The following is a 21,148-nucleotide window of genomic DNA, read 5'->3' on the forward strand; positions in this document are numbered from 1 at the left end:
AAATGGATGTTAATCTTACTAACATCCATTTTTTTATTATCTTATTTACTACTAACTTCTTTTAAAAACTGTTCATCTTCAGCTGTTGCAACACGAAGCTTGAAATAATATTTAATAGAAGAAGTTTCATTTTTATTATTGTATTTATTTTGATCATATAATTCAAAAAACCAATCTTGAGATATCTTATATTTTTTAAAATAACCTTTGTCAATAAAAGCATCTATGCTTTCATTGATAGCCTCCAAACCAAATAACTCACTACTTTCATAGGTGTCTGATATTTCAGAGCAAACTACCTCACTTGCTACAAAATCAAAGAAATCAAAACCTGCAGGGATAAATTCATCTTTATCAAAAAACATACCTATCCAATATGAGTTATTGTCTAATGTGTTAGTAAATCCTATATAAGCTTTATTAAAATAAGGATTTCTATTATTACTTAACTGTTCAAATCGTTTAGTTTCAAACCACTCTTTCCACAAGTAATCAAAGCTATTATTTGCTTCATTGCGATCACTATCTTCATATCTAATACCAATAAATCTCATATTGTTTATATTTTCAATCCATGTTTTTTCTATTTTCATTTTTACACTCCTAATTCTAAAACTAAATCAGTATACTTTTTAAAAAAGCCATTAGTTTTTTTTCCATCTTTATCAAATCTTCCATTATAATCGTAAAAACCATCTATCAGATTATTATTGCTTATCATTGATTGTACTAAATACTTATCATCTAAGAATAGCCAAACTAAATAACGATCATAACGATCTTTTTTATTTTTACTATATTCTATCGTTAGACTATCAGCCTCATTAAATATATCCTGCATAAACAAAGATGCTTCTTTACCATTTTTTTCTTCTAATTTACTATCCTTACAGGTATTATCACTATTTTTAGAACTTGATACATTATTTTTCAAAATACAAGATTCAGGAGTATCAACATAATACAAACGATAACTTTGTTTTGTTTTTGTATTAGTAAAAGTATCTCCATCTACTACATGATAATCTTTAATATTGATTTTTTCTTTTATTAAAGTATTATCTCTACTTTTAGGAATAAATTTTTCATCTTTAACTACATTAATATTACCTTTTACTGTATTAAAATTAAAAATATCATATTGTGTGATTATAAATATCGCAATTATTATCCAACCAATAATATATAATACTCTGTTCTTTTTAGAAGACTTACCATATTTTTTAAAGTCTCTTCTTCCTTGTTCTACTAATTTTTTTATCTCATTATTATTTAAATTATTTTTTGCCATTCTTTTCACCCTTTACTCTTATATATTAAACTATTTGTTTTAATGTTTCAAACTAGTTTTATATAATTTGCTTTAAATGATGTAATTCCTAGCTATTTGTAAAATAAAAACTCCTTACATACAAAGGAGTCATCATCTTAAATATTATTATTTTTATCAAATGTTGTTTTGTTTATCTCATATAGATCATGCATAATATCTGTTCCATAAACTTTAACATTAAAAAGTTTAATTGGTTTCATACCTAATCTTTTTGCAACATTTTTTGATGGGTAGTTATCAAATCTTATTTGTGCATATACCTTATCTTGATTTAGATAATCAAATGCATAATTTGATAGTGCTCTAGCTGCTTCTATAGCATAACCATTGTGCCAGTATTCTCTTTTCAATAAATAGAACACCTCAGTTAAATCATCTTCTTCTTCTTTAACTTTAACTAATCCCGCTTGACCAATGAATCTATCATTTTCTTTTAAAATAACAGCCATTAATCCATAACCAGATTCCTCATAAGTTTGAATATTATCTTCTATCCACTTCACAACATCTTCATCGGTAAAATCATGTTCATAAGCATAAGTAATACCAGTATCCTTTAACAATAAATCCAGATCATCTTGGTCTTCTAATGTCATTTTACGAAGATATAATCTTTTAGTTTCTAAAAACATAGTCAACACCCCTTACTTAAAATTCTAACACTTTTATTCTAACAAATTAAGTATATAAGTTAAAGTGCAATACATTGATTAATGAATAATTATGTATAATAGTCCTAATACTTATCAAATTTTTAAAAAATATTAACTGTATATTTACAAATCGAGGAAAATTTGGTAAAATAATAGTTATAAAGTTGAGTGTTACTAGAGAGTTTTTAGAATTGAGGGATTAGATGTTTGATGATATTGATAATTGGGTAGGAAGTAGTGAAATGCACTTCTATGCCTTTATTTTATTTACAATGATAATTACAATTGTTGGCTGTTTTATGTTGGTAAAATATTCAGCAATGATGGGACCAGCAAATGCTGAAAATAATTTTATTTTATTAAAAGTATTTAGATCAATGTATATATTTTTATTGCTTTTGTTATCGTTTTTTATAACTTTTGCTCCAAGAGGTATGATTTATTTTAGACAGTATATTTTATTTTTTGTAACTGTCTCAATTTTCTTTGGTGGTTGCTTAACTGCCTACTACTACAAAAAATTTTATAAGAAATAAACTACGATTTTATCGTAGTTTTTTTATATATCAGCAACTATTATTTAACATAACAATGTAGCCATTTTTTTTAAAAAACTACTTTTTTATTTGAAAGTGTATAAAACTTAAATCGTATTTTTACAAATTTTATAATATTTTTTGTTGACAAAAATATTGTTATGAGACTATAATTAAGTCAATTGAATATCTTCGGGGCAGGGTGCAATTCCCTACCGGTGGTTAAAGCCCACGAACCTTTATGGTTGATTTGGTGAAATTCCAAAGCCGACAGTATAGTCTGGATGAAAGAAGAACAATTATACTTTTTTAGTATATCTATGCTCTGAAATGATTTATCGTTTCAGAGTTTTTTATATTAATTAATATATTTTGTATGCCCTGAATTTATATCAAGGCATGTATTTTTTTTGAGGTGATAAAATGAAAGATATTGATTATATGCAAAAAGCTCTATTACTTGCAGCTAAAGGACAAGGGTATGTTAGTCCAAATCCAATGGTTGGTGCGATTATTGTTAAAGATGATAAGATAATTGGAAAAGGTTATCATATGAAATACAAAGAGAATCATGCTGAAGTAAATGCCATAAATAGTGCTAGTGAAAGTTTAGAAAATGCCACTATGTATGTTACTTTAGAACCTTGCACACACTATGGTAATACCCCACCATGTGTTGATGCTATTATTAAGGCAAAAATTTCAATGGTTGTCATTGCAACATTAGATGTTAATTTAAATGTTAGCGGTAAAGGTGTTGCGATACTAAAAGCAAATAATATTAAAGTTACTGTTGGTGTATTAGAAGCTCAAGCTCAAGCCTTAAATAAGGTATACAACTATTTTACTATTAATAACCTACCCTACTTAACTTTAAAGTATGCTATGAGTATTGATGGAAAAATTGCTACATACACAAATGATTCTAAATGGATCAGTAATGAACTATCACGTTTAGATGTTCATAAAACAAGGTCAATGAATTCTGCAATTATGGTAGGTATCAACACTATTATTAATGATAATCCCCTTTTAAATTGTAGAATAGAAGGTGGTAGAGATCCAATAAGAATTATTGTTGACACTACTTTAAAAATACCAATTAATTCTTTAATTGTTCAAACTTCATCATCTATTAAAACAATCATTGCAACTTGTTCTAGTGACATAGCTAAAATTAAGAATTTAGAAAAATATGGTTGTATCATTTTAAAAGTTAAGCAGTTACATAACTTAGTTGATCTACATGATTTAATGTCAAAACTAGCACTGATGAAGATTGATAGTATTTTACTTGAAGGTGGTTCAACATTAAATTGGAGTGCAATTAATCAAGAAATAGTTAATGAAATTCATGTTTATATTGGTAGCTTGATTATTGGTGGGAAAAATTCATTAGCACCTGTAGGTGGAAGAGGCTTTGAAAAGATTAAAGATACATTACACTTATCAAAACCTAAAACAAAGATTTTTGAAGATGATATTTTATTAATGTATGAGGTGCTTAAATAATGTTTACTGGAATAGTAGAAGAGATGGGTAATATTAAATCAGTTATAAAAGGTAATAACATCTATTCTTTAGAAATAGAAGCAAAAATAATAATAAAGGATATGGAAGTTGGTGATAGTGTTGCTGTTAATGGTATTTGTTTAACTGTCACTTCATTCAATAATTATAGTTTTAAAGTAGATGTAATGCCTGAAACTATTACTAGAACTTCCCTATCTAATATCAAGCATAATTCTAAAGTTAATTTAGAAAGAGCTATGAGCCTTAACTCACGTTTTGGTGGCCATATAGTTACAGGACACATAGATGGAACAGCAACACTTATCAGTACTAGAATGGATGTTAATGCTAAATGGTTTAAATTTAAATGTGATAATAAATTAATGAATTACATTGTTGAAAAGGGTTCTATTTGTATTGATGGAATAAGTTTAACAGTTGCTTCAGTAGAAAAAAATAATTTTAGTGTTTCAATAATTCCACATACTTTAAGCAATAGTATTTTAAATAATTTAAGAATAAATAGTATTGTCAATATTGAAAATGATTATTTAGCAAAATATATAGAGAAATATATTTTAAAAGAAAGAATAATATCTAAAGAATATTTATTAAAAAATGATTTTTAAGGAGATCAATTATGAAATATGAAAATATAGAAAAAGCAATAAAAGATTTAAAAGAAGGAAAAATGATCTTAGTCATGGATGATGAAGACCGTGAAAATGAAGGAGACATTGTTTGTAGTGCTGAGAATATTAGTGTAGAAAACATGAATTTTATGGCCACTTATGCTAAAGGTTTAATATGCCTTCCAATGTCAAAAGAAAATGCTACAAGGTTACAACTAGAACAAATGGTTTTAAACAATACTGATAACCATGAGACTGCTTTTACTGTTTCTATTGACTATAAAGATGTAACAACTGGAATTAGTGCCTATGAAAGAGCATTAACAGCTAAAATGTGTGCACAGGATAATGTTAAAGCAGATGACTTTAGAAAACCAGGTCATATGTTTCCTTTAGTTGCAAAAGATGGTGGTGTTTTAATTAGAAATGGTCATACCGAAGCAACTGTTGATTTAATGAAACTAGCAAACCTTAAAGAGTGTGGATTGTGTTGTGAAATAATGGATGATGATGGAAGTATGAAAAAAGGTAAGCAATTAGATGATTTTGCTAAAAAATTCAATTTAACATCAATCACAATTCAAGAACTTCAACATTATAAAAAAGTTCATGATAAGCTAGTAGAATGTGTTTCAATTGTAGATATGCCTACAAAATATGGTAATTTTAAAGCTCATACCTATATAAATATATTGAACAATGAACATCATATTGCACTTGTTAAAGGCGATATTAGCAATGAAAAAAATGTTTTATGCCGTGTTCATTCTGAATGTTTAACTGGTGATGTTTTTCATTCTTTAAGATGTGATTGTGGAGCACAATTAGAACAATCTATGAAAATAATTAATGATAATAATTCAGGTGTTTTATTGTATATGCGTCAAGAAGGTAGAGGTATAGGTCTTGTAAATAAACTGAAAGCATATCAGCTACAAGAAGAAGGTTTAGATACTTTAGAAGCCAATCTAGCATTAGGTTTCAAAGCAGATGAAAGAGAATATTATATTGGTGCTCAAATACTAAAGGATTTAAAGATTAAAAATATCAACTTATTAACTAATAATCTAGATAAAGTATATCAATTAGAAGAATTTGATATACATATAAATAAAAGAATACCTATTGAAGTCAAAGCAACAATATACGATTTAGAATATCTTAAAACCAAAAAAAATAAAATGAATCATATCTTAAATATAAAAATGGAGGAATTATAATGAAAATAATTGAAGGAAATTTTGAAGCATCTAACCACAAAATAGGAATTGTTGTTGCACGATTTAATGAATTTATCAATACAAAATTGTTGAATGGAGCTTTAGACTGCTTAACAAGACATAATATAAAAGATGATAATATTGATATAATATGGGTACCTGGAGCTTTTGAGATACCACTTATTGCTGATAAATTAGCACAACTAAAAAAATATAATGCAATAATATGTTTAGGAACAGTAATAAGAGGTAGTACATCACACTATGATTATGTTTGTAGTGAGGTATCTAAAGGAATAGCACATGTAAGTTTAGAATATAAAATTCCAGTAATGTTTGGTGTATTAACTACTGAAAATATCGAGCAAGCAATTGAAAGAGCTGGAACAAAAGCAGGCAATAAAGGTTTTGATTGTGCACAAGGTGCAATTGAAATGATCAACTTAATAGAACAAATCTCGTAGTTGGTAATACAACAATTTGTAGAAAATCACAAAAAACAGTTAGTATATTTTCTTATAAAACAAAATATATCTTATATATATAATTTATAATATAAGTATAAAAATAAACAGGAGGTATACTATTATGGCAAGACTATTACAAAGCATCACTTCAAACAAAGGTGCAAATAAAAACTATATAATTTCTACTATTGATAATGCCTTTTCAAATAAAAAGAGTTTAGGTAGAAAACAACAAGTAAATCACATTATCTCACTAATAGATAATGCCTTATCTAAATAATAATAAAGCAACTGCTTAATGTAGTTGCTTTATTATACTTAATATTCAATTATAGACTTATAAAAAAATATTTGTAAATTTTCACAAATAACTATTAAATTATTTTTTAAATAAACAAATAATTACTTATATATATAATTTATAATATAAGTATAAAATAAATAGGAGGTAAATTATTATGAATAAATTATTAGCAAGTATTTCATCTAAAAAAGGTGCAAACAAAAATTTTATTATTTCAACAATTGATAATGCCTTTTCAAATAGAAAGAGTATAACTAAAAAACAAAACACAATACACATTATATCTTTAATCGATAATGCATTGTCTAAATAATCCTTTAATAACTACAGTTTTGTAGTTATTTTTTATAGATATATAAATTTTATACTATATATCAATCTTTATTATATGTTTATATAAAACCTTTTTGTGTTTTTTTACAAAAGGATGATAATAATTTTATTTATAGAACAAAGTAAAATCGATAGAATTATTTTATAATATAAGAGTAAGAAATAGGAGGTAATTAATATGGCAAAAATAGTAAAAGGTATTTCAGCATTTAAAACAGAAACAAAAAATTATATAATTGATATGGTAGAAGAAGCCTTCCCAATTTCAAGTAATAAAGGTGCATCTAAAACTACTAGAAGTGAGTATATCATTGGATTAGTAGATAATGCTTTATCAAAATAAAAAATAAACATCAACTATTAATTTAGTTGTTTTTTTATATCAAAAATTTTAACACATATTAAACTGATAAAAAAAATACAATTCTTACCTTATTTTTATAATTTATGATATTATATATATAAATTATAATACTAATACAGGAGGAAATGTAAATGAATCCAACAAGAAATCAAATTAAAAAATTTTCAAAGATTTTAGAAAGAAGATGTCTTAATAAAGATTGTTCTTTTATTGATAATGTTGAAAATTTTGAGACTTTATGTCCTAAATGTAAATCACGTATGATTGTTAAGATTGATTTTAGTAATTGTATTTATGATTATGATTACTATTCAAATACTCGTACTAGAATAGATAAATAATTTTAATTAAAATAGCTAAATAAAAGTAGTAATGATTTAAGTATCATTACTACTTTTTGTTTTATAATAAAATATTTTTTCTTAAAAAATAGTCTACATCTTTATAAATAAAATCTGAATTAATTAAATAATCATAATGGTCTTTATTTTTGTATATTTTTAAAAGTGATTTTATAATCTCTTTGTTTAAATATTTAAAATGATCTTGTTTAATTAAGTCATTACTTCCACCTAATATTAAAGTTGGACAACTAATTTTATTTAGTTGTTCTTTAGTTACTTCTTCTTGTTGAAGCATTAATCTTAACTTATCACTTCTATTTAATAAGTAACTAGCTTTCATCTTTATTATTTCAGTCTTTTTAAGTCCTTCTAAACAACTATTTGGGCTACACAACACTAGTTTTTTTATTAAGAAAGGATATTTACTTGCTAGTAGTAAAGCAGTGTTAGCTCCATCGCTATAGCCTATTATGATTACTCTTCTTAGATTTAGAGTTTTTATTAACTCATATATATCTTGTGCCATATCATAATAACTTAAATTACCTACTGTATCACTTTGTCCATGACTACGAGAATCTACTTGAATTAAGCGATATTCATCTTTAAATTTTAAGGCAAGTTTATCAAAAATTGTGTGATCTTCTCCATTTCCATGTAGAAAAATGATTGTATCACTGTTGTAACCATTTTTTTTATAATAAAGATTAATTTTATTTACTGCTGCATACATTTTATACCACTCCTATAGTATCAATTATTCAAAACATTAACAATTTGAGTAGCATCTTGACTATTAGTATTTAACTCTTGTACAAAATCATACTTCACTAAACCTTGAACTACCCAAAGTAACATATATTCTTGATTTACTGGATTAACCATTATAATGTTCATATCAGTATAATTACTAAGTTCTAAAAATGTTAAATTGATTTCTTCCCAAAACTCAAGATTATCTTGATTATAAGCAACATTATTTAAAGCATCTATTAGATCTTCATCTGTAGGTATTACATGCACAGATTCATCTTCTGGAACATGTTTTACATCTGCTTGATTGCTTAATGTCTTTTTCAATGTTGAAATAAAGTTTTCATCACTAAGTAAAGAGTCTTCACTACTGTTTTCATCTTTAGTGCTTTCTGCTTCATTAATGCTACTATTTTCACTCTTATCCGCTACTAAATAGCCAATTTGTACTCCTACATTAAATACTAATACTAGCCCTATAAATAATGAAAATGCTAGTACTACCCTTCTTGTTTTTTTATTTTTCATTCCCATTTTATTCCCTCTATACTTTCAGTATTACTTTAAACTTATTATCTCTTTCCCATGAGTAATTAATAAGTCTTCTACACTATTTAAATCTTTATTATTGTTATTAGTATTTAGATTTATGTTAAATGGTGTCTTTGAGGATTTAGTGCTTTTAAATACTCCTAAACTAAATGAAATGCATAACAATAATGCAATTAGTATTTTTATTTTCATAATATCCTCTCTTTCTTATTTTTAAATTATAACATGATAAATGTATATAAATAAGCTAATTGCCTGTGTTATAGTAATTATTTATTAAAAAAGGCTATTTTAATGAGTTATAAATGTACTTTTCTTTAAGATTGTATAAAATTAAGCGTATTTTCAACTGAATAACACATATTTAAGCTATAATATAATAGATAATTAAGGGAGTTGATATTATGTTTACTGGATTTGTAAATATTCCAGGTTTTAGTACTTGGAAAGAGATTGTCTTGCTGAATTTAGGATTTGGTAATGATAAAAAATATTATATAGAGGATGAGTTTAATAATAAAATGTTATTAAGAGTTAGCCCTATTCAACTATATCAAGAAAAAAAACAACAAGCTTTAGCTATACAACAATTAAATAATAAAGCTGTTTCTAATATACCAAAACTACTTAGTTTTGGAACATGTAATAATAATAAAAGTGTTTATTTATTATTAGATTGGATTGAAGGTAGTCCTTTTGATCAAGTAATAGAAAGATTAGAATTTGATGATATCTATACACTTGGTATCAAAACTGGTAAACTTTTGAAAGAAATTCATGCTATACCTGCTAATGATACTAGAGGTGTAAGTGTTCAAACTATTAAAACTAGTAAAACATTTGAACTTATTTATTATGAAAATTCTGAACAAAGGCTTGAAAATGATCAACCTATAATTGAGTTTATTAAAAATAACTTATTTTATTATGAAAATTCTCCAATAACTTATATCCATAATGATTTTTATCAAGATAAAATGATTTTCAAAGATAATGAGTTATATATAATTGACTTTGATCGACTAACAATCTCTGAACCATATGAAGATTTCTGTAAACTTGAACTATTTGATACTAGTTTTAATCATATTTTTACTACTGGTGTTTTAATAGGTTATTTTGATGGACAACCCCCTACAGCTTTTTGGAATATTCATGCTTTGAATATTGCACACAATATTCTAACTTTACAAAATTGGGCTGTTAATTTTAAGAGTACTTTTAGACATAAGGTAAAACTTATTGGCTATAAAAGTATTGATTATTATAATTGTTTTAATTCAATGATTCCTAAATGGTATCAACAAAATATTAATGTTTTAAAAGAGGATGGAAAAATATAATGAAAATTAGACAAATAAGTAGACACATTTATAAAATAGAGGATTTTATTGGAAATCAGGTATTTTCTTGTTGGCTTATAAAAGATGATAATGATGTTTATTTAATTGATACTTTACTTCAAACACAAAGTAAGAATATACTTAATGAAATTAATAAACTTGGTAAACTAAAGGCAATATTAATTACTCATGGGCATGCAGATCACATATCAGGATTAAAAAGTATTTATAATGCATCTCCTGTGTTAATATATGCTAATATATTAGAAATTCCCTATATTAGTAATGTTGTAAATTATACTGCAGATGCTAACAAGTTTAGACTAGTGCATAAATATGTAAATGTATTAGCTAGTGATCTTGCTGCTTTACCAACTATATCTATTGATAATTATGAAATGATTGGTCCTTTAAAACCATATCATGTTCCAGGACATACTGAAGGTTATATGGCCTTTTATCATGTTGATGATGATGTATTAATTGCTGGAGATTTATTTAACTATGAAAATATGAGATTGTTACCTCCACGTAATCAATTTAGTGAAAACTATAACCTAAGTTTGTTAAACAGTGTTTCTCTTGTTAAAAAAATAAATCCTAATATTATGACTCTAAGTCATAGTGATGCTGATATTATTGTAGCTAAGGATTTACTTGAAGTATTTAAAGCAGATTACATTAATAAAACTGAGAAGTAATTTCTCAGTTTTTTTGTTGCTTATTTTAATGGTGCATATGTTTCTAAAAATTGAAACATTCTATTGATACAAATTCTTGATTCTGGAATAAATTGTACAAAGAAATAATTATGATAAACTGTTCCCATTCCTTCTGAGAAAATCAATGATTCATTAGGTACATGATTTTTATTTAAATTGTAAATCATTTTAGTAGTTTGTTTTTGATAAGTTCTTGTATTACCATCAGTTAAAAAACTTGGTGGAAATTTATTGCTTATTTGATTATAAATAGAAACTTGTGATGGAAAATCTGACTTATACCAATTACGATTCTTTGTATATGCCCAACCAATAACTTTAAAGTAGACTTTCTCATAACTAGTTATTTGTTCAAATAGTGAGTCAAAGTCAAAGATTCCACAAAGCATCATAGCACCCTTTAATTCTTTTTCACTAATTATGGTTTTGATATTTAAAAATTCTTGATATTTCTTATTAGTAGCTAAGGCTGAGTATTGAGCTACTAATTGTGCCCCGGCTGAATCACCAACTAATACAATATTATTTGTATCTAGTGTTGGATGTATTTCCTCTAATTTTTTTAATTGTAATATTACTTCATTTATTTGTTCAAGTGGAGCTGGGTATTGTCCTTCTGGAGCAATTTGATAATTCATACTTACGGCATTATATCCTTTTGCAGCAAATGTTGTTGCTAAATACTTTGATTCACTTTTATCTCCAAAGATGTAACAACCTCCATGTATAAAAAGTAGTATAGGTTGTTTTTTTTGAGTGTTTTTAGGTAAATACAAATCTAATAGATTAAATTTGTGAATAGATACATAACCAACATCTTCAATCACTTTTACTCTTTTTTTATTTTTTTTATAGCTTCTATCTGGTCTTGCATGTGGTTTTACTTTAGATCTTGCTAAATAGGTTACTGGATATGGTGATATTTTCAATAGTAAGGTTACAATTGCTGAAACAATGGTAGATAAAATAAAGAGAAAATAAGGTATTTTTCTTTTAGTATCTTCTTTCATTTTAGATTACTCTTTTTTTAACTGTTTCTCTATATATTTCATAACCATTGCATTTATAAAAGAATTTTCCTCTTATGTTTGTTGACCAATAATTTATTTCTACTTCTCGTATTCCTTTTTCACTTGCTAATTGTTCAATTCTAGCTATCAATGCACTTCCATAGCCCTTGCTTTGAAATGCTCCTAATATTGAAATTTGTTCAATTTGCATTTTACTTCTTTTATATTGAAAAACATCTTCTTTTTCTTCTAATTCATAAGCTAATAAAAAACCTACTGGAAATTCATTATCATCATATGCAATAAAGCAATAAGTATTATCTTTTTTTAATTCTTCTTTAAACCATTTTTCGATACTATTTACATCATATGGTTTAAATAGATCTGGTGCTATATCATAGTGTAATTTATGTATTGGTTCATTTAATTTAGCTAATAGATTAGCATCTCTACTTTCTTTTATGTTCATATTAATCCCTCCATTATTATCTTTATTATAACAAATAAAAAAGTAATACTAAAAAGTATTACTCATTTGCTCTAATATTTATGATCTTTCAATTAGTCTTATCATGTGTTCTAATGATTCTACTGCTAAATCATAAACATCATGTGGTAGATGTTTATGAAATAATTCGGCTTCAAATGCTTTTTGAAAGTCTTTTTTATTTATTTTTTTATTGTTTTTTAATAGTTTATCATAAACATCATCTACTGCACTGAATGTATCGTTTATATCATCTTTATACAGTTCAAATCCCTCTTTTGCATGTTCATTATAATAGTAATAATATTCTTCAATATGTTGGTATTCCACTAAGATACCTCAATAACACGTAAATAATCTACTGCATCTAACACGGCTGTTTTAGCACTGTTAATTGCATCTTCACTTACATTGTTATCTTTTAAAAATTTTATAAAACTATTTAACCATAACTCATTTTTTCTATTTTTATCTATTATTTCTTCATTGTTAATTTCTTTATATTCATCATCAGCATGATCTATTGCTGTAACTAAATACATGTTATATTCATTGTATTTATTCCCATTGTTTTTTAAGAATATTTCTTGAAATACATCTGTAAAATTCATATTTTTACCTCCATAGTTTATTTTTGATATTATACCATATACTATATAAAAGAAGATGTTTTTTTGCCTAATATCTAGTGTAATAAATGACTTGCTGCTACTTTCTTACTTAAGTTTGCAACTTTTTTGGTAATCTTTGGATAAAGTAAAACTGCAGCTAATAAGAATATTAAACCAAAAATTATTAAAATTATTATATTTTTTATTGCTACTGTCCATAGGATTCCACCAACTGCTTCTCTGAGTAAGTTTACTGCATAGGTAAATGGTAGTAATGGATTGATAAATGTAAAGAAACCACCTGACAATTCAATTGGAAAGTTTCCTCCTCCTCCTGAAATTGATAGAACTAATATTATAATTGCTATTCCTTTACCTACATTTCCAAATAATGCAACCAGTGAGTATATAATTGACATAAATACTAAAGATATTAGGATAGAGAATACTACAAACCAGATAGGATTGTAAACATATACATTTAAGAATATCATATCTCCTATACTAGCAACTAATGCCTGAACTACACCTACTGTTATAAAGGTTAGGCCTCTTGCTGTAAATTTTTCTCTATTTGAATATTTTGTTTTGTCTTTTTTATCTATATGCACTCTTGTTGTTGCAATAGATGAAAATAGTAACGCTCCTACCCACAAACATAATGCGGTATAAAATGGAGTTGAGGCAGAACCATAGTTTGGTATTGCATATAATTCTTTGGTATTTAATTCTACTGGTGAAGATAAAAAGTCGCTTTCTTTAGTAGCATCACTTTTTAAAAGTTTAATAACTTCGCTTAAATCATAATCCTTTTCACCTGCTTTTATTGCTTTTGCGGCTTTTTTTACTCCTGTTTTAACATCATCCCAGTTTTCATCAATAACATTATCTGCAAGGTGTAAAGCTTCTTTAGCAAGAGGAAGGTTTGCATCTATTTTATCACTTGCATTATAAAGCTCAGTTTTAACTTTAGGCCAATCATTTAAAATAAATGTTGAGGCAAGACTTAGTTTATCTTGAACTACTTTTCCCTTATCTGTATATAATGCTGATGCTTTATTAATCCCTTTTATGATATCTTTCATATTATTATTTAGTATTTTATCTGCTTCAGCTACCTGTTTTTTTAGTATTGGTAATTGTTTCTCATACTCTTTTAATATTTTTACACCACTAGAAATTGTTGTTTTAGTATTTTTTATTAATTTGGTTAAATCAATATTCTTGATTGTTCCTACAATATTTTGAGCACTATTAATATCACTACTTAGTTTATCTAAAACTTTATCTAAATCTTTAATTATGCTATTTACATTAAAATTATCAATAGCATTAGACAAGTCTTGATATTGATCTGCTAATGTATTTATAGCATTTTTTATTTGTGTAGCATTACTTGCATTTTTAACACTTGTTTTTGCATTACTAACATCTTTACTTGTTTGTTGTAATTGTTTTTTTATAGTTTTAAGCTCGTTAATCGAATTAGCTAAACTTACTGAATCAGTTGCATCATCCCAAACTTGTAATGCCTCTATATTATTATCAACTAATTTAATATTTTTATTTGTTAAATCTTCTAAGCTATCTAATGCTTTTATAATTCTATCTTTACTTGCATATAAATTATCTTCATTGATTATTACAAGTAAACTTTTAACAATACTACTTCCATTATCTAATGAAGCACTAAGTATTTCTAACATTGATTTAGTATTTTTTTCAAATATAGGTAAAGCTTCCTTTATTTGTGACACCTGTTCATCAGATAGTGCAAGCATTGCATTACTACTATCTACTAATTTATTAATATCTGGAATAATTTTTTCTAAATCATCTAGTATTTCTAATGATTGTTCTGCAAGTTTTAGTCCATTAGTCATTGTACTTGCAATTTTATCAAAATCTTTGTTAACGGTATGTATTTGTTGTCCTGTCTTTTCTATTAATGGTATATCTTTTTGAACTTGTAAGATAACACTAGCCTTTTTTAAGTACTCTGGATAATCTTTATTTAAAGAGACAATCTTATTACCAGCTGCATCTATTTCAGGCATATAATCAAATAATTCTTTTGCTTTTTGATATTTTGCTTCTATTTTAGGAAATTGTTTATTAATATTTTTTAGTTGTTTAGTATACCCATCTAAACTAGACATGTTCTCATCCATATATAGTACTAATTCTTTTACTTTTGTAATTGAATTGATATTTTCATCTAGTTCAAAACCAACATCATTTAGTACTTCTATCACTTTTGTACTAGATGTTTTGATAAATTCTTGTGTAATTGTCTCTTGAATACTTGAAGCACCTTTATCAGTAATTTTAGGTGCAATAGCATTTATCTTTTGATTGACACTATATTCTAATTCAGGTTTATTTATAACACCTTTTGTAAAGCTTAATAAATCTTTAGAAAAGTTTTGTGGTATATATATTCCTGCATAGTATTCACCACTTTTTACTCCTTCATCAAGTTGTTCTTTTGATGAAGTAAACTGCCAATCTAATGATTTGTTACTTTGTAATTCCTCTTTGACCATATCACCAATATTTACTTTTATCTTTTTAAAATTACTACCTGAATCATCACTGTACACTGCAACTTTTAAATTACCAGTATTAGCATATGGATCCCATAAGGCTTCTATATTAAACCAAGCATATAATGATGGTATTATCATTAATGCTATAACAAGGATTAGTGCTAAAGGTGCTTTAGTCAATCTTTTCCAATCCTGTTTGTATAATTTTGCTATTTTTTTAAGCTTTTTCATTATATCCCTCCATATTGTAAAAGCTATTAAACATAAAAAAATGCACCTTTAAATTATGATGCATAAATTAGTTCATTACATAATCTTTAATTCATCAAATATTATTCCATCTAAATTTTTCCAATATAGTATATTGTTATTTATAATCATATAGCTATTCTCAGTATTATTTTTAGGAATAGATATTGAACCTGGATTTAAATAGTATACACCATTTATTAATTTATTTTGTGAAATATGTGTGTGCCCTGAAATGACTATTGAGCCCCTATTAAATGAGGGTAGTATATTTTTTTCAAATAAATGTCCATGTGTAAATAAATATAGTTGATTGTTTATATATAACTCTAAATAGTCAGACATCATTGGAAATTCTAATACCATTTGATCTACTTCACTATCACAATTACCTCTTACAGCTAATATTATATCTTTATACTTATTTAATTGTTCTATTACTAATTTTGGATTATATTCTTTAGGTAAATCATTTCGTGGACCATGGTAGAGTAAATCTCCTAATAAGACGATCTTATCAGGTTTTTCTTTTAAAATACATTGGATTAATTTATTTGTATAAAAAGCACTTCCATGAATATCACTTGCAATTAGTATCTTCATTTATATCACTATTATATTATGAAATATAATACCCTTTCTTTTTAATATCTATTAATATAACTCTTTAATGTCTATTTGTAAAGTTACTTTATTGTAATCTATATTCTTCAATAAATTCTAAGCTTTTAGCTAGCGCTTCTTTTCCAGCATCGGTTTTTAAATTAAACATGTAAACATGTGAAATTATATTATTATATGAAAAGAATAATGGTCTTACATTTACTTTTTGTTTTTCTAATAAATTGACCAATGCTTTTGCTTGATCTGTATAGGTTACATAGTTTCCATCCGTTATAAAGGTATTAGGAAAGTTGTTATTTATATATGGTAAAAAATTAATTTGTACAGCCTCTAAAGAATCTTTCCAATCTTTATTTCCTAGATATGACCATCCTATTTTATCATAAACATAATCTAAAGGTAAAAAGTTAGTTGTTGCCATTGCTTTTATATCATATACTCCACTATACAATAATACACCTTTTATTTTACTAATATTTATAACTGAATTTATCTTTGTTAATTCTGAATACGAAGCACTTGCCTGTATGGTTGCAAATTGAGCTGATATTTGAGCACCAGCAGAATCGCCAGCTAAAAATAGATTATTCATATTTATATTATGATCTTTATATGTTTGTAGATATTTAACTAGTTCTGATAATTGAATAATTGGAGTTGGGTATTTTGATTCTGGTGCTAATTCATAATTCATTGCGATAAAGTAATATCCTTCTTTTGCTAGTCTTTTACCATAATCATTAATACTTAATTTATCTCCACCTACAAAACCTCCACCATGCACCCAAATTATTGTTGGATTATTTTTCTTTGGATTTTCTGGGACAAACAAATCAAATTTATTTTCTGTATGTTCTGATGGGTATTCTAAATCTATATAGGCTTTATTATTACCATCAAAGACAAACTGTTTATTTCTTTTATCTACATTTATTGGAAATGCATTATTTCTGATCATGTAAACAACTGGATTTGGAGTTCTTATGTAGAAGATAACATTTATACCTATATATGTAATTATTAGTATAATTATACTAGCTATTACATGTGTTTTAATAAATTTAATAACATCCTTCATATTACCCCTCCTAAATACTAATTATCCTTTTTTAAGTAAGATATTACTAGTTCTAATACTTGATCATTCAATTCATGTTTGGTATTTTCTAATAAGTCATAAGTTGTCTTCGATGCATAATCTTCATCTTTCATTTTTAAATAATAATCATAATCTTCATGATAATTAACCATACCATCATCTTTTCCATGTATAAAGTGTAAATGTCTTTTATTTATAACTTCTAGATCATAAGTAATGTCAATATTAGGAAGATGATGACACTGATTATCATATGTTTTTTTCTGTTTGTATGTTAATAAGTCATTTTTTATTAAATATGTTGAATAACCAATTGGACTTGCTGTTGCAGCTATTGGAATACAAGAATTAATAAAATCGTAATTTTTAAATATTGCAAGACTAGTAATTGCGCCCATTGAAAAACCAGCAATATTTATTTTTTGCTTGTTAACTTTAAATTCACTACTAATATACTTACATAAATCATTAAATTCATCATTGCTTTTAGTTATAATTGGCCAAAGATGGATTCCTTTTCTTTTTTTACCTTCATCTCTACCTCCATGCATTAATGCATCTGGAAGAACTACTATAAAGTCATTTTCGGCTAATTTTTCTGCTAGTAATACTATTCTTTTAGAATTGCTACTTTGTGACCATCCATGATAAAAGAAAACCACTGGCAGTTCTTGATCACTTTCGGTATAAAATATTTGTCCAGTCATATCCTGATATTTAAATTTTTTATTCTTTATTTCCATTTTTTATCTATCCTATCTATAATCTTTTTCTCATATAATAATAATACAACATTTTTACCTCTTTTTGAATAATTATGCAATTAGACTATATGTAACTTTTATTAATAATTATTAATTTATATAAATATTTACCATTGTAAATTGCTTTAATGCTTATTACTATTAATAAATTAGTATGAAATATATAATAAAGATAGAATATTTATGTTAAAGGAGGAAATATTATGAATAACAAAAATAAATTGAAAAATGATGATTTTATAGATCATTCGATACATATAAACAAAGATGGTGAAGACAATAATAATTCAATGCCTATGAGTAATGATAGTGATTCTATGAATCATTCAATGCATATGAGTAATGATAATGATTCTATGGATCATTCAATGCATATGAGTAAGGATAATGATTCTATGGATCATTCGATGCATATGAGTAATGATAGTGATTCTATGGATCATTCAATGCATATGAGTAAGGATGATAATTCTATGGATCATTCGATGCATATGAATAAGGATAATGATTCTATGGATCATTCGATGCATATGAGTAATGATAATGATTCTATGGATCATTCAATGCATATGAGTAATGGTAGTGATTCTATGGATCATTCGATGCATATGAGTAATGATAATGATTCTATGAATCATTCGATGCATATGAGTAATAATGGTACTATGGATCATTCGATGCATATGGGAAGTTTAAAAATTAAATTTTTTGTATCTTTGTTATTATCAATTCCAATAATCTTGCTTTCTCCAATGATGGGGGTAGATTTACCATTTCAATTCAGTTTTAATGGTTCTGATTGGGTTGTTTTAATATTTGCTACAATCTTATTTTTCTATGGCGGTAAACCTTTTCTAAGTGGTGCTAAAATGGAACTTGAAATGAAGAATCCAGCGATGATGACTTTAATATCAATGGGGATAAGTGTAGCTTATATTTATAGTGTTTATGCCTTCTATATTAATAATTTTGCGCATTCTAGTACTCATGTAATGGATTTCTTTTGGGAACTTGCTACATTAATTCTAATTATGTTATTAGGACATTGGATTGAAATGAATGCTGTCAGTAATGCTGGTAATGCCTTACAAAAAATGGCAGAATTATTACCAAGTACGGCTAAAGTTATTGAAAGTGATGGAAATATAAAAGAAGTAGCTTTAGTAAATGTAAAAATAAATGATATAGTTTTGGTTAAAGCTGGTGAAAAAATTCCGACTGATGGAATAATTGTAAGTGGTATGTCTTTGGTAAATGAGTCTATGGTTACTGGTGAATCTAAAGATGTTCAAAAAGCAGTTAATGATAAGGTTATTGGTGGTTCTTTAAATGGATCTGGAATCGTTAATATAAAAGTAACTGGAACTGGAGAATCTGGTTATTTACATCAGGTTATGGAATTAGTAAGCAATGCTCAAAATGAGAAATCTAAAGTTGAATCTTTATCTGATAAAGTTGCTAAACTATTGTTTTATGTAGCTTTAGTTGTTGGGATTGCTGCATTTATCATCTGGTATTTAATTACTAAGGATATAAATACAGCTTTATTAAGAATGGTTACTGTATTTATAATTGCTTGTCCTCATGCACTGGGACTTGCTATTCCTTTGGTTGCTGCTAAATCTACATCTCTTGGAGCTAAGAATGGCTTACTTATTAAAAATAGACAAGCATTAGAGTCTGCTAATAATATTGATGTTGTTTTAATGGATAAAACAGGAACCTTAACTGAAGGTGACTTTGTTGTTGTTAAATTCCTTTCTTTTGACAAAAATTATACTGAAAATGATATCTTAACTAAGATTGCATCTTTAGAGCTTAATTCAAATCATCCTTTATCTGTAGGAGTAATTAAAAAAGTAAATGAATTAAATATAAATATTACTAGTGCTATAAATGTTAAAAATATACCTGGTATTGGACTTGAAGGTGAGTTAAATAAAGATAAACTAAAAATTGTCAGTGTTTCTTATTTAGAGAATAATAATATTTTTTATGACAAAGATCTTTTTAATGAACTGTCTAATCAAGGTTATACTATTAGCTTTTTATTAGTTAATGAAAATAGTGTTGGTTTGATTGCTCAAGGAGATCAAGTTAAACCTGAATCTAAAAGTATGATTACTCAACTTAAAAAATTGGGAATTAAAACTGTTATGATGACTGGTGATAATAAGCAGGTAGCTAATAAAGTTGGTAGTCTTCTTGGTATTGATGAAATCTATGCTCAATTAATGCCAGAGGATAAAGTAACTATTGTTAAGAATTTTAGAGAAAAAGGCTTAAATGTTTTAATGGTTGGAGATGGTGTAAATGATGCTCCAAGTTTAGCTCAAGCTAGTGTTGGTGTTGCCATTGGTGCAGGGACTGATGTTGCCATTGATTCTGCTGATGTTATTCTTGTAAAAAATAATCCTTATGATATTTTACATTTCCTATCATTAGCTAAAAATACACATAAAAAGATGGTTCAAAATTTATGGTGGGGTGCTGGTTATAATATTATTTTCATTCCATTAGCTGCTGGTATATTAGCTCATTGGGGTATTATATTAAGTCCTGCTATTGGGGCAGTGTTTATGTCATTAAGCACTGTAATTGTTGCAATTAATGCCATGTTACTTAAAATAGATTAGAATAAGTTATATTAGTTTAAGATAAAAAAAAGCTAGGACATATTGTCTTAG

Annotated in this window: 26 protein-coding genes and 1 riboswitch; of the genes, 12 read left to right on the forward strand and 14 right to left on the reverse strand. The window is 26.2% G+C overall.

Features of this window, described 5'->3' with window-relative positions:
• Window positions 1-41 precede the first annotated feature (41 nt).
• From ACD762_RS06930 to ACD762_RS06940, 3 genes are all read right to left on the reverse strand, one after another.
• Window positions 42-593 (reverse strand): hypothetical protein, encoded by a 552-nt coding sequence (locus ACD762_RS06930; protein ID WP_423363248.1) that lies wholly within the window; start codon window positions 591-593, stop codon window positions 42-44.
• Window positions 594-595: 2 nt separating this feature from the next.
• On the reverse strand, window positions 596-1,291 hold the full coding sequence (locus tag ACD762_RS06935; RefSeq protein WP_423363249.1) for a thermonuclease family protein: 696 nt from the start codon (window positions 1,289-1,291) through the stop codon (window positions 596-598).
• A 137-nt stretch (window positions 1,292-1,428) separates the two neighbouring features.
• On the reverse strand, window positions 1,429-1,965 hold the full coding sequence (locus ACD762_RS06940; protein WP_423363250.1) for a GNAT family N-acetyltransferase: 537 nt from the start codon (window positions 1,963-1,965) through the stop codon (window positions 1,429-1,431).
• A gap of 224 nt (window positions 1,966-2,189) precedes the next feature.
• Here ACD762_RS06940 and ACD762_RS06945 point away from each other — a divergent pair, with 224 nt between their 5' ends.
• The 9 genes from ACD762_RS06945 to ACD762_RS06985 all read left to right on the forward strand — a co-directional run bounded on the left by ACD762_RS06945 (window position 2,190) and on the right by ACD762_RS06985 (window position 7,695).
• Complete coding sequence (locus tag ACD762_RS06945) at window positions 2,190-2,522, forward strand: hypothetical protein (RefSeq protein ID WP_423363251.1); 333 nt, start codon at window positions 2,190-2,192, stop codon at window positions 2,520-2,522.
• 184 nt (window positions 2,523-2,706) lie between these two features.
• A riboswitch (FMN riboswitch) is annotated at window positions 2,707-2,822 on the forward strand.
• A gap of 123 nt (window positions 2,823-2,945) precedes the next feature.
• Window positions 2,946-4,034, forward strand: a complete 1,089-nt coding sequence (gene ribD, locus ACD762_RS06950) for a bifunctional diaminohydroxyphosphoribosylaminopyrimidine deaminase/5-amino-6-(5-phosphoribosylamino)uracil reductase RibD (protein WP_423363252.1) — start codon at window positions 2,946-2,948, stop codon at window positions 4,032-4,034.
• Entirely contained in the window at window positions 4,034-4,663 is a 630-nt protein-coding gene (ribE, locus tag ACD762_RS06955) for a riboflavin synthase (RefSeq protein WP_423363253.1), read from the forward strand. The genes ribD and ribE (ACD762_RS06955) overlap by 1 nt, the downstream gene beginning before the upstream one ends.
• Before the next feature lie 11 nt (window positions 4,664-4,674).
• Window positions 4,675-5,886: a 3,4-dihydroxy-2-butanone-4-phosphate synthase gene (gene ribB, locus ACD762_RS06960; protein WP_423363254.1), complete on the forward strand. Its 1,212-nt coding sequence runs from the start codon at window positions 4,675-4,677 to the stop codon at window positions 5,884-5,886.
• Window positions 5,880-6,350: a 6,7-dimethyl-8-ribityllumazine synthase gene (gene ribE, locus ACD762_RS06965; protein WP_423364722.1), complete on the forward strand. Its 471-nt coding sequence runs from the start codon at window positions 5,880-5,882 to the stop codon at window positions 6,348-6,350. Before ribB ends, ribE (ACD762_RS06965) begins: the two co-directional genes overlap by 7 nt.
• Before the next feature lie 124 nt (window positions 6,351-6,474).
• On the forward strand, window positions 6,475-6,633 hold the full coding sequence (locus ACD762_RS06970) for a hypothetical protein (protein WP_423363255.1): 159 nt from the start codon (window positions 6,475-6,477) through the stop codon (window positions 6,631-6,633).
• 178 nt (window positions 6,634-6,811) lie between these two features.
• Window positions 6,812-6,970, forward strand: coding sequence for a hypothetical protein (locus ACD762_RS06975; protein ID WP_423363256.1), 159 nt, complete (start codon window positions 6,812-6,814; stop codon window positions 6,968-6,970).
• Window positions 6,971-7,168: 198 nt separating this feature from the next.
• Window positions 7,169-7,333 (forward strand): hypothetical protein, encoded by a 165-nt coding sequence (locus ACD762_RS06980; protein WP_423363257.1) that lies wholly within the window; start codon window positions 7,169-7,171, stop codon window positions 7,331-7,333.
• Between the two features lie 152 nt (window positions 7,334-7,485).
• Window positions 7,486-7,695: a hypothetical protein gene (locus ACD762_RS06985; RefSeq protein ID WP_423363258.1), complete on the forward strand. Its 210-nt coding sequence runs from the start codon at window positions 7,486-7,488 to the stop codon at window positions 7,693-7,695.
• A gap of 61 nt (window positions 7,696-7,756) precedes the next feature.
• Here the strand turns inward: ACD762_RS06985 and ACD762_RS06990 are convergent, their stop codons facing one another.
• The 3 genes from ACD762_RS06990 to ACD762_RS07000 are packed head-to-tail and all read right to left on the reverse strand — an operon-like array spanning window position 7,757 to window position 9,195.
• A complete protein-coding gene (locus tag ACD762_RS06990) occupies window positions 7,757-8,431 on the reverse strand; it encodes an alpha/beta fold hydrolase (protein ID WP_423363259.1) in 675 nt (224 codons plus the stop codon).
• On the reverse strand, window positions 8,416-8,985 hold the full coding sequence (locus ACD762_RS06995; RefSeq protein WP_423363260.1) for a hypothetical protein: 570 nt from the start codon (window positions 8,983-8,985) through the stop codon (window positions 8,416-8,418). The genes ACD762_RS06990 and ACD762_RS06995 overlap by 16 nt, the downstream gene beginning before the upstream one ends.
• A 24-nt stretch (window positions 8,986-9,009) precedes the next feature.
• Window positions 9,010-9,195 (reverse strand): hypothetical protein, encoded by a 186-nt coding sequence (locus tag ACD762_RS07000; protein WP_423363261.1) that lies wholly within the window; start codon window positions 9,193-9,195, stop codon window positions 9,010-9,012.
• 212 nt (window positions 9,196-9,407) lie between these two features.
• On the opposite strand from ACD762_RS07000, the gene ACD762_RS07005 reads away from it, so the two are divergent.
• Both ACD762_RS07005 and ACD762_RS07010 read left to right on the forward strand, forming a co-directional pair.
• Complete coding sequence (locus tag ACD762_RS07005; RefSeq protein WP_423363262.1) at window positions 9,408-10,346, forward strand: aminoglycoside phosphotransferase family protein; 939 nt, start codon at window positions 9,408-9,410, stop codon at window positions 10,344-10,346.
• Entirely contained in the window at window positions 10,346-11,047 is a 702-nt protein-coding gene (locus tag ACD762_RS07010; RefSeq protein ID WP_423363263.1) for an MBL fold metallo-hydrolase, read from the forward strand. The genes ACD762_RS07005 and ACD762_RS07010 overlap by 1 nt, the downstream gene beginning before the upstream one ends.
• A gap of 20 nt (window positions 11,048-11,067) precedes the next feature.
• On the opposite strand, the gene ACD762_RS07015 is transcribed toward ACD762_RS07010, so the two are convergent.
• The 8 genes from ACD762_RS07015 to ACD762_RS07050 form a co-directional block, all read right to left on the reverse strand.
• A complete protein-coding gene (locus ACD762_RS07015; RefSeq protein WP_423363264.1) occupies window positions 11,068-12,078 on the reverse strand; it encodes an alpha/beta hydrolase in 1,011 nt (336 codons plus the stop codon).
• Between the two features lies 1 nt (window position 12,079).
• Window positions 12,080-12,547, reverse strand: coding sequence for a GNAT family N-acetyltransferase (locus tag ACD762_RS07020; protein ID WP_423363265.1), 468 nt, complete (start codon window positions 12,545-12,547; stop codon window positions 12,080-12,082).
• A gap of 78 nt (window positions 12,548-12,625) precedes the next feature.
• Window positions 12,626-12,895 (reverse strand): hypothetical protein, encoded by a 270-nt coding sequence (locus tag ACD762_RS07025; RefSeq protein ID WP_423363266.1) that lies wholly within the window; start codon window positions 12,893-12,895, stop codon window positions 12,626-12,628.
• Window positions 12,895-13,176 (reverse strand): hypothetical protein, encoded by a 282-nt coding sequence (locus tag ACD762_RS07030; RefSeq protein ID WP_423363267.1) that lies wholly within the window; start codon window positions 13,174-13,176, stop codon window positions 12,895-12,897. The genes ACD762_RS07025 and ACD762_RS07030 overlap by 1 nt, the downstream gene beginning before the upstream one ends.
• 74 nt (window positions 13,177-13,250) lie before the next feature.
• Window positions 13,251-15,956 (reverse strand): YhgE/Pip family protein, encoded by a 2,706-nt coding sequence (locus tag ACD762_RS07035; protein ID WP_423363268.1) that lies wholly within the window; start codon window positions 15,954-15,956, stop codon window positions 13,251-13,253.
• Window positions 15,957-16,031: 75 nt separating this feature from the next.
• Window positions 16,032-16,577, reverse strand: coding sequence for a phosphodiesterase (gene yfcE, locus ACD762_RS07040; protein WP_423363269.1), 546 nt, complete (start codon window positions 16,575-16,577; stop codon window positions 16,032-16,034).
• 88 nt (window positions 16,578-16,665) lie between these two features.
• Window positions 16,666-17,676 (reverse strand): alpha/beta hydrolase, encoded by a 1,011-nt coding sequence (locus ACD762_RS07045; protein ID WP_423363270.1) that lies wholly within the window; start codon window positions 17,674-17,676, stop codon window positions 16,666-16,668.
• Window positions 17,677-17,693: 17 nt separating this feature from the next.
• Window positions 17,694-18,440: an alpha/beta fold hydrolase gene (locus tag ACD762_RS07050; protein ID WP_423363271.1), complete on the reverse strand. Its 747-nt coding sequence runs from the start codon at window positions 18,438-18,440 to the stop codon at window positions 17,694-17,696.
• Between the two features lie 224 nt (window positions 18,441-18,664).
• Between ACD762_RS07050 and ACD762_RS07055 the strand changes: the two genes are divergently transcribed.
• The gene (locus tag ACD762_RS07055) at window positions 18,665-21,097 is read left to right on the forward strand and encodes a copper-translocating P-type ATPase (protein ID WP_423363272.1); all 2,433 of its coding nucleotides are present in this window, start codon (window positions 18,665-18,667) and stop codon (window positions 21,095-21,097) included.
• The last annotated feature ends 51 nt before the right edge of the window (window positions 21,098-21,148 follow it).

It is taken from the genome of Mycoplasma sp. P36-A1, assembly GCF_049478495.1.
GTDB lineage: Bacteria > Bacillota_I > Bacilli_A > JAJDGJ01 > JAJDGJ01 > P36-A1.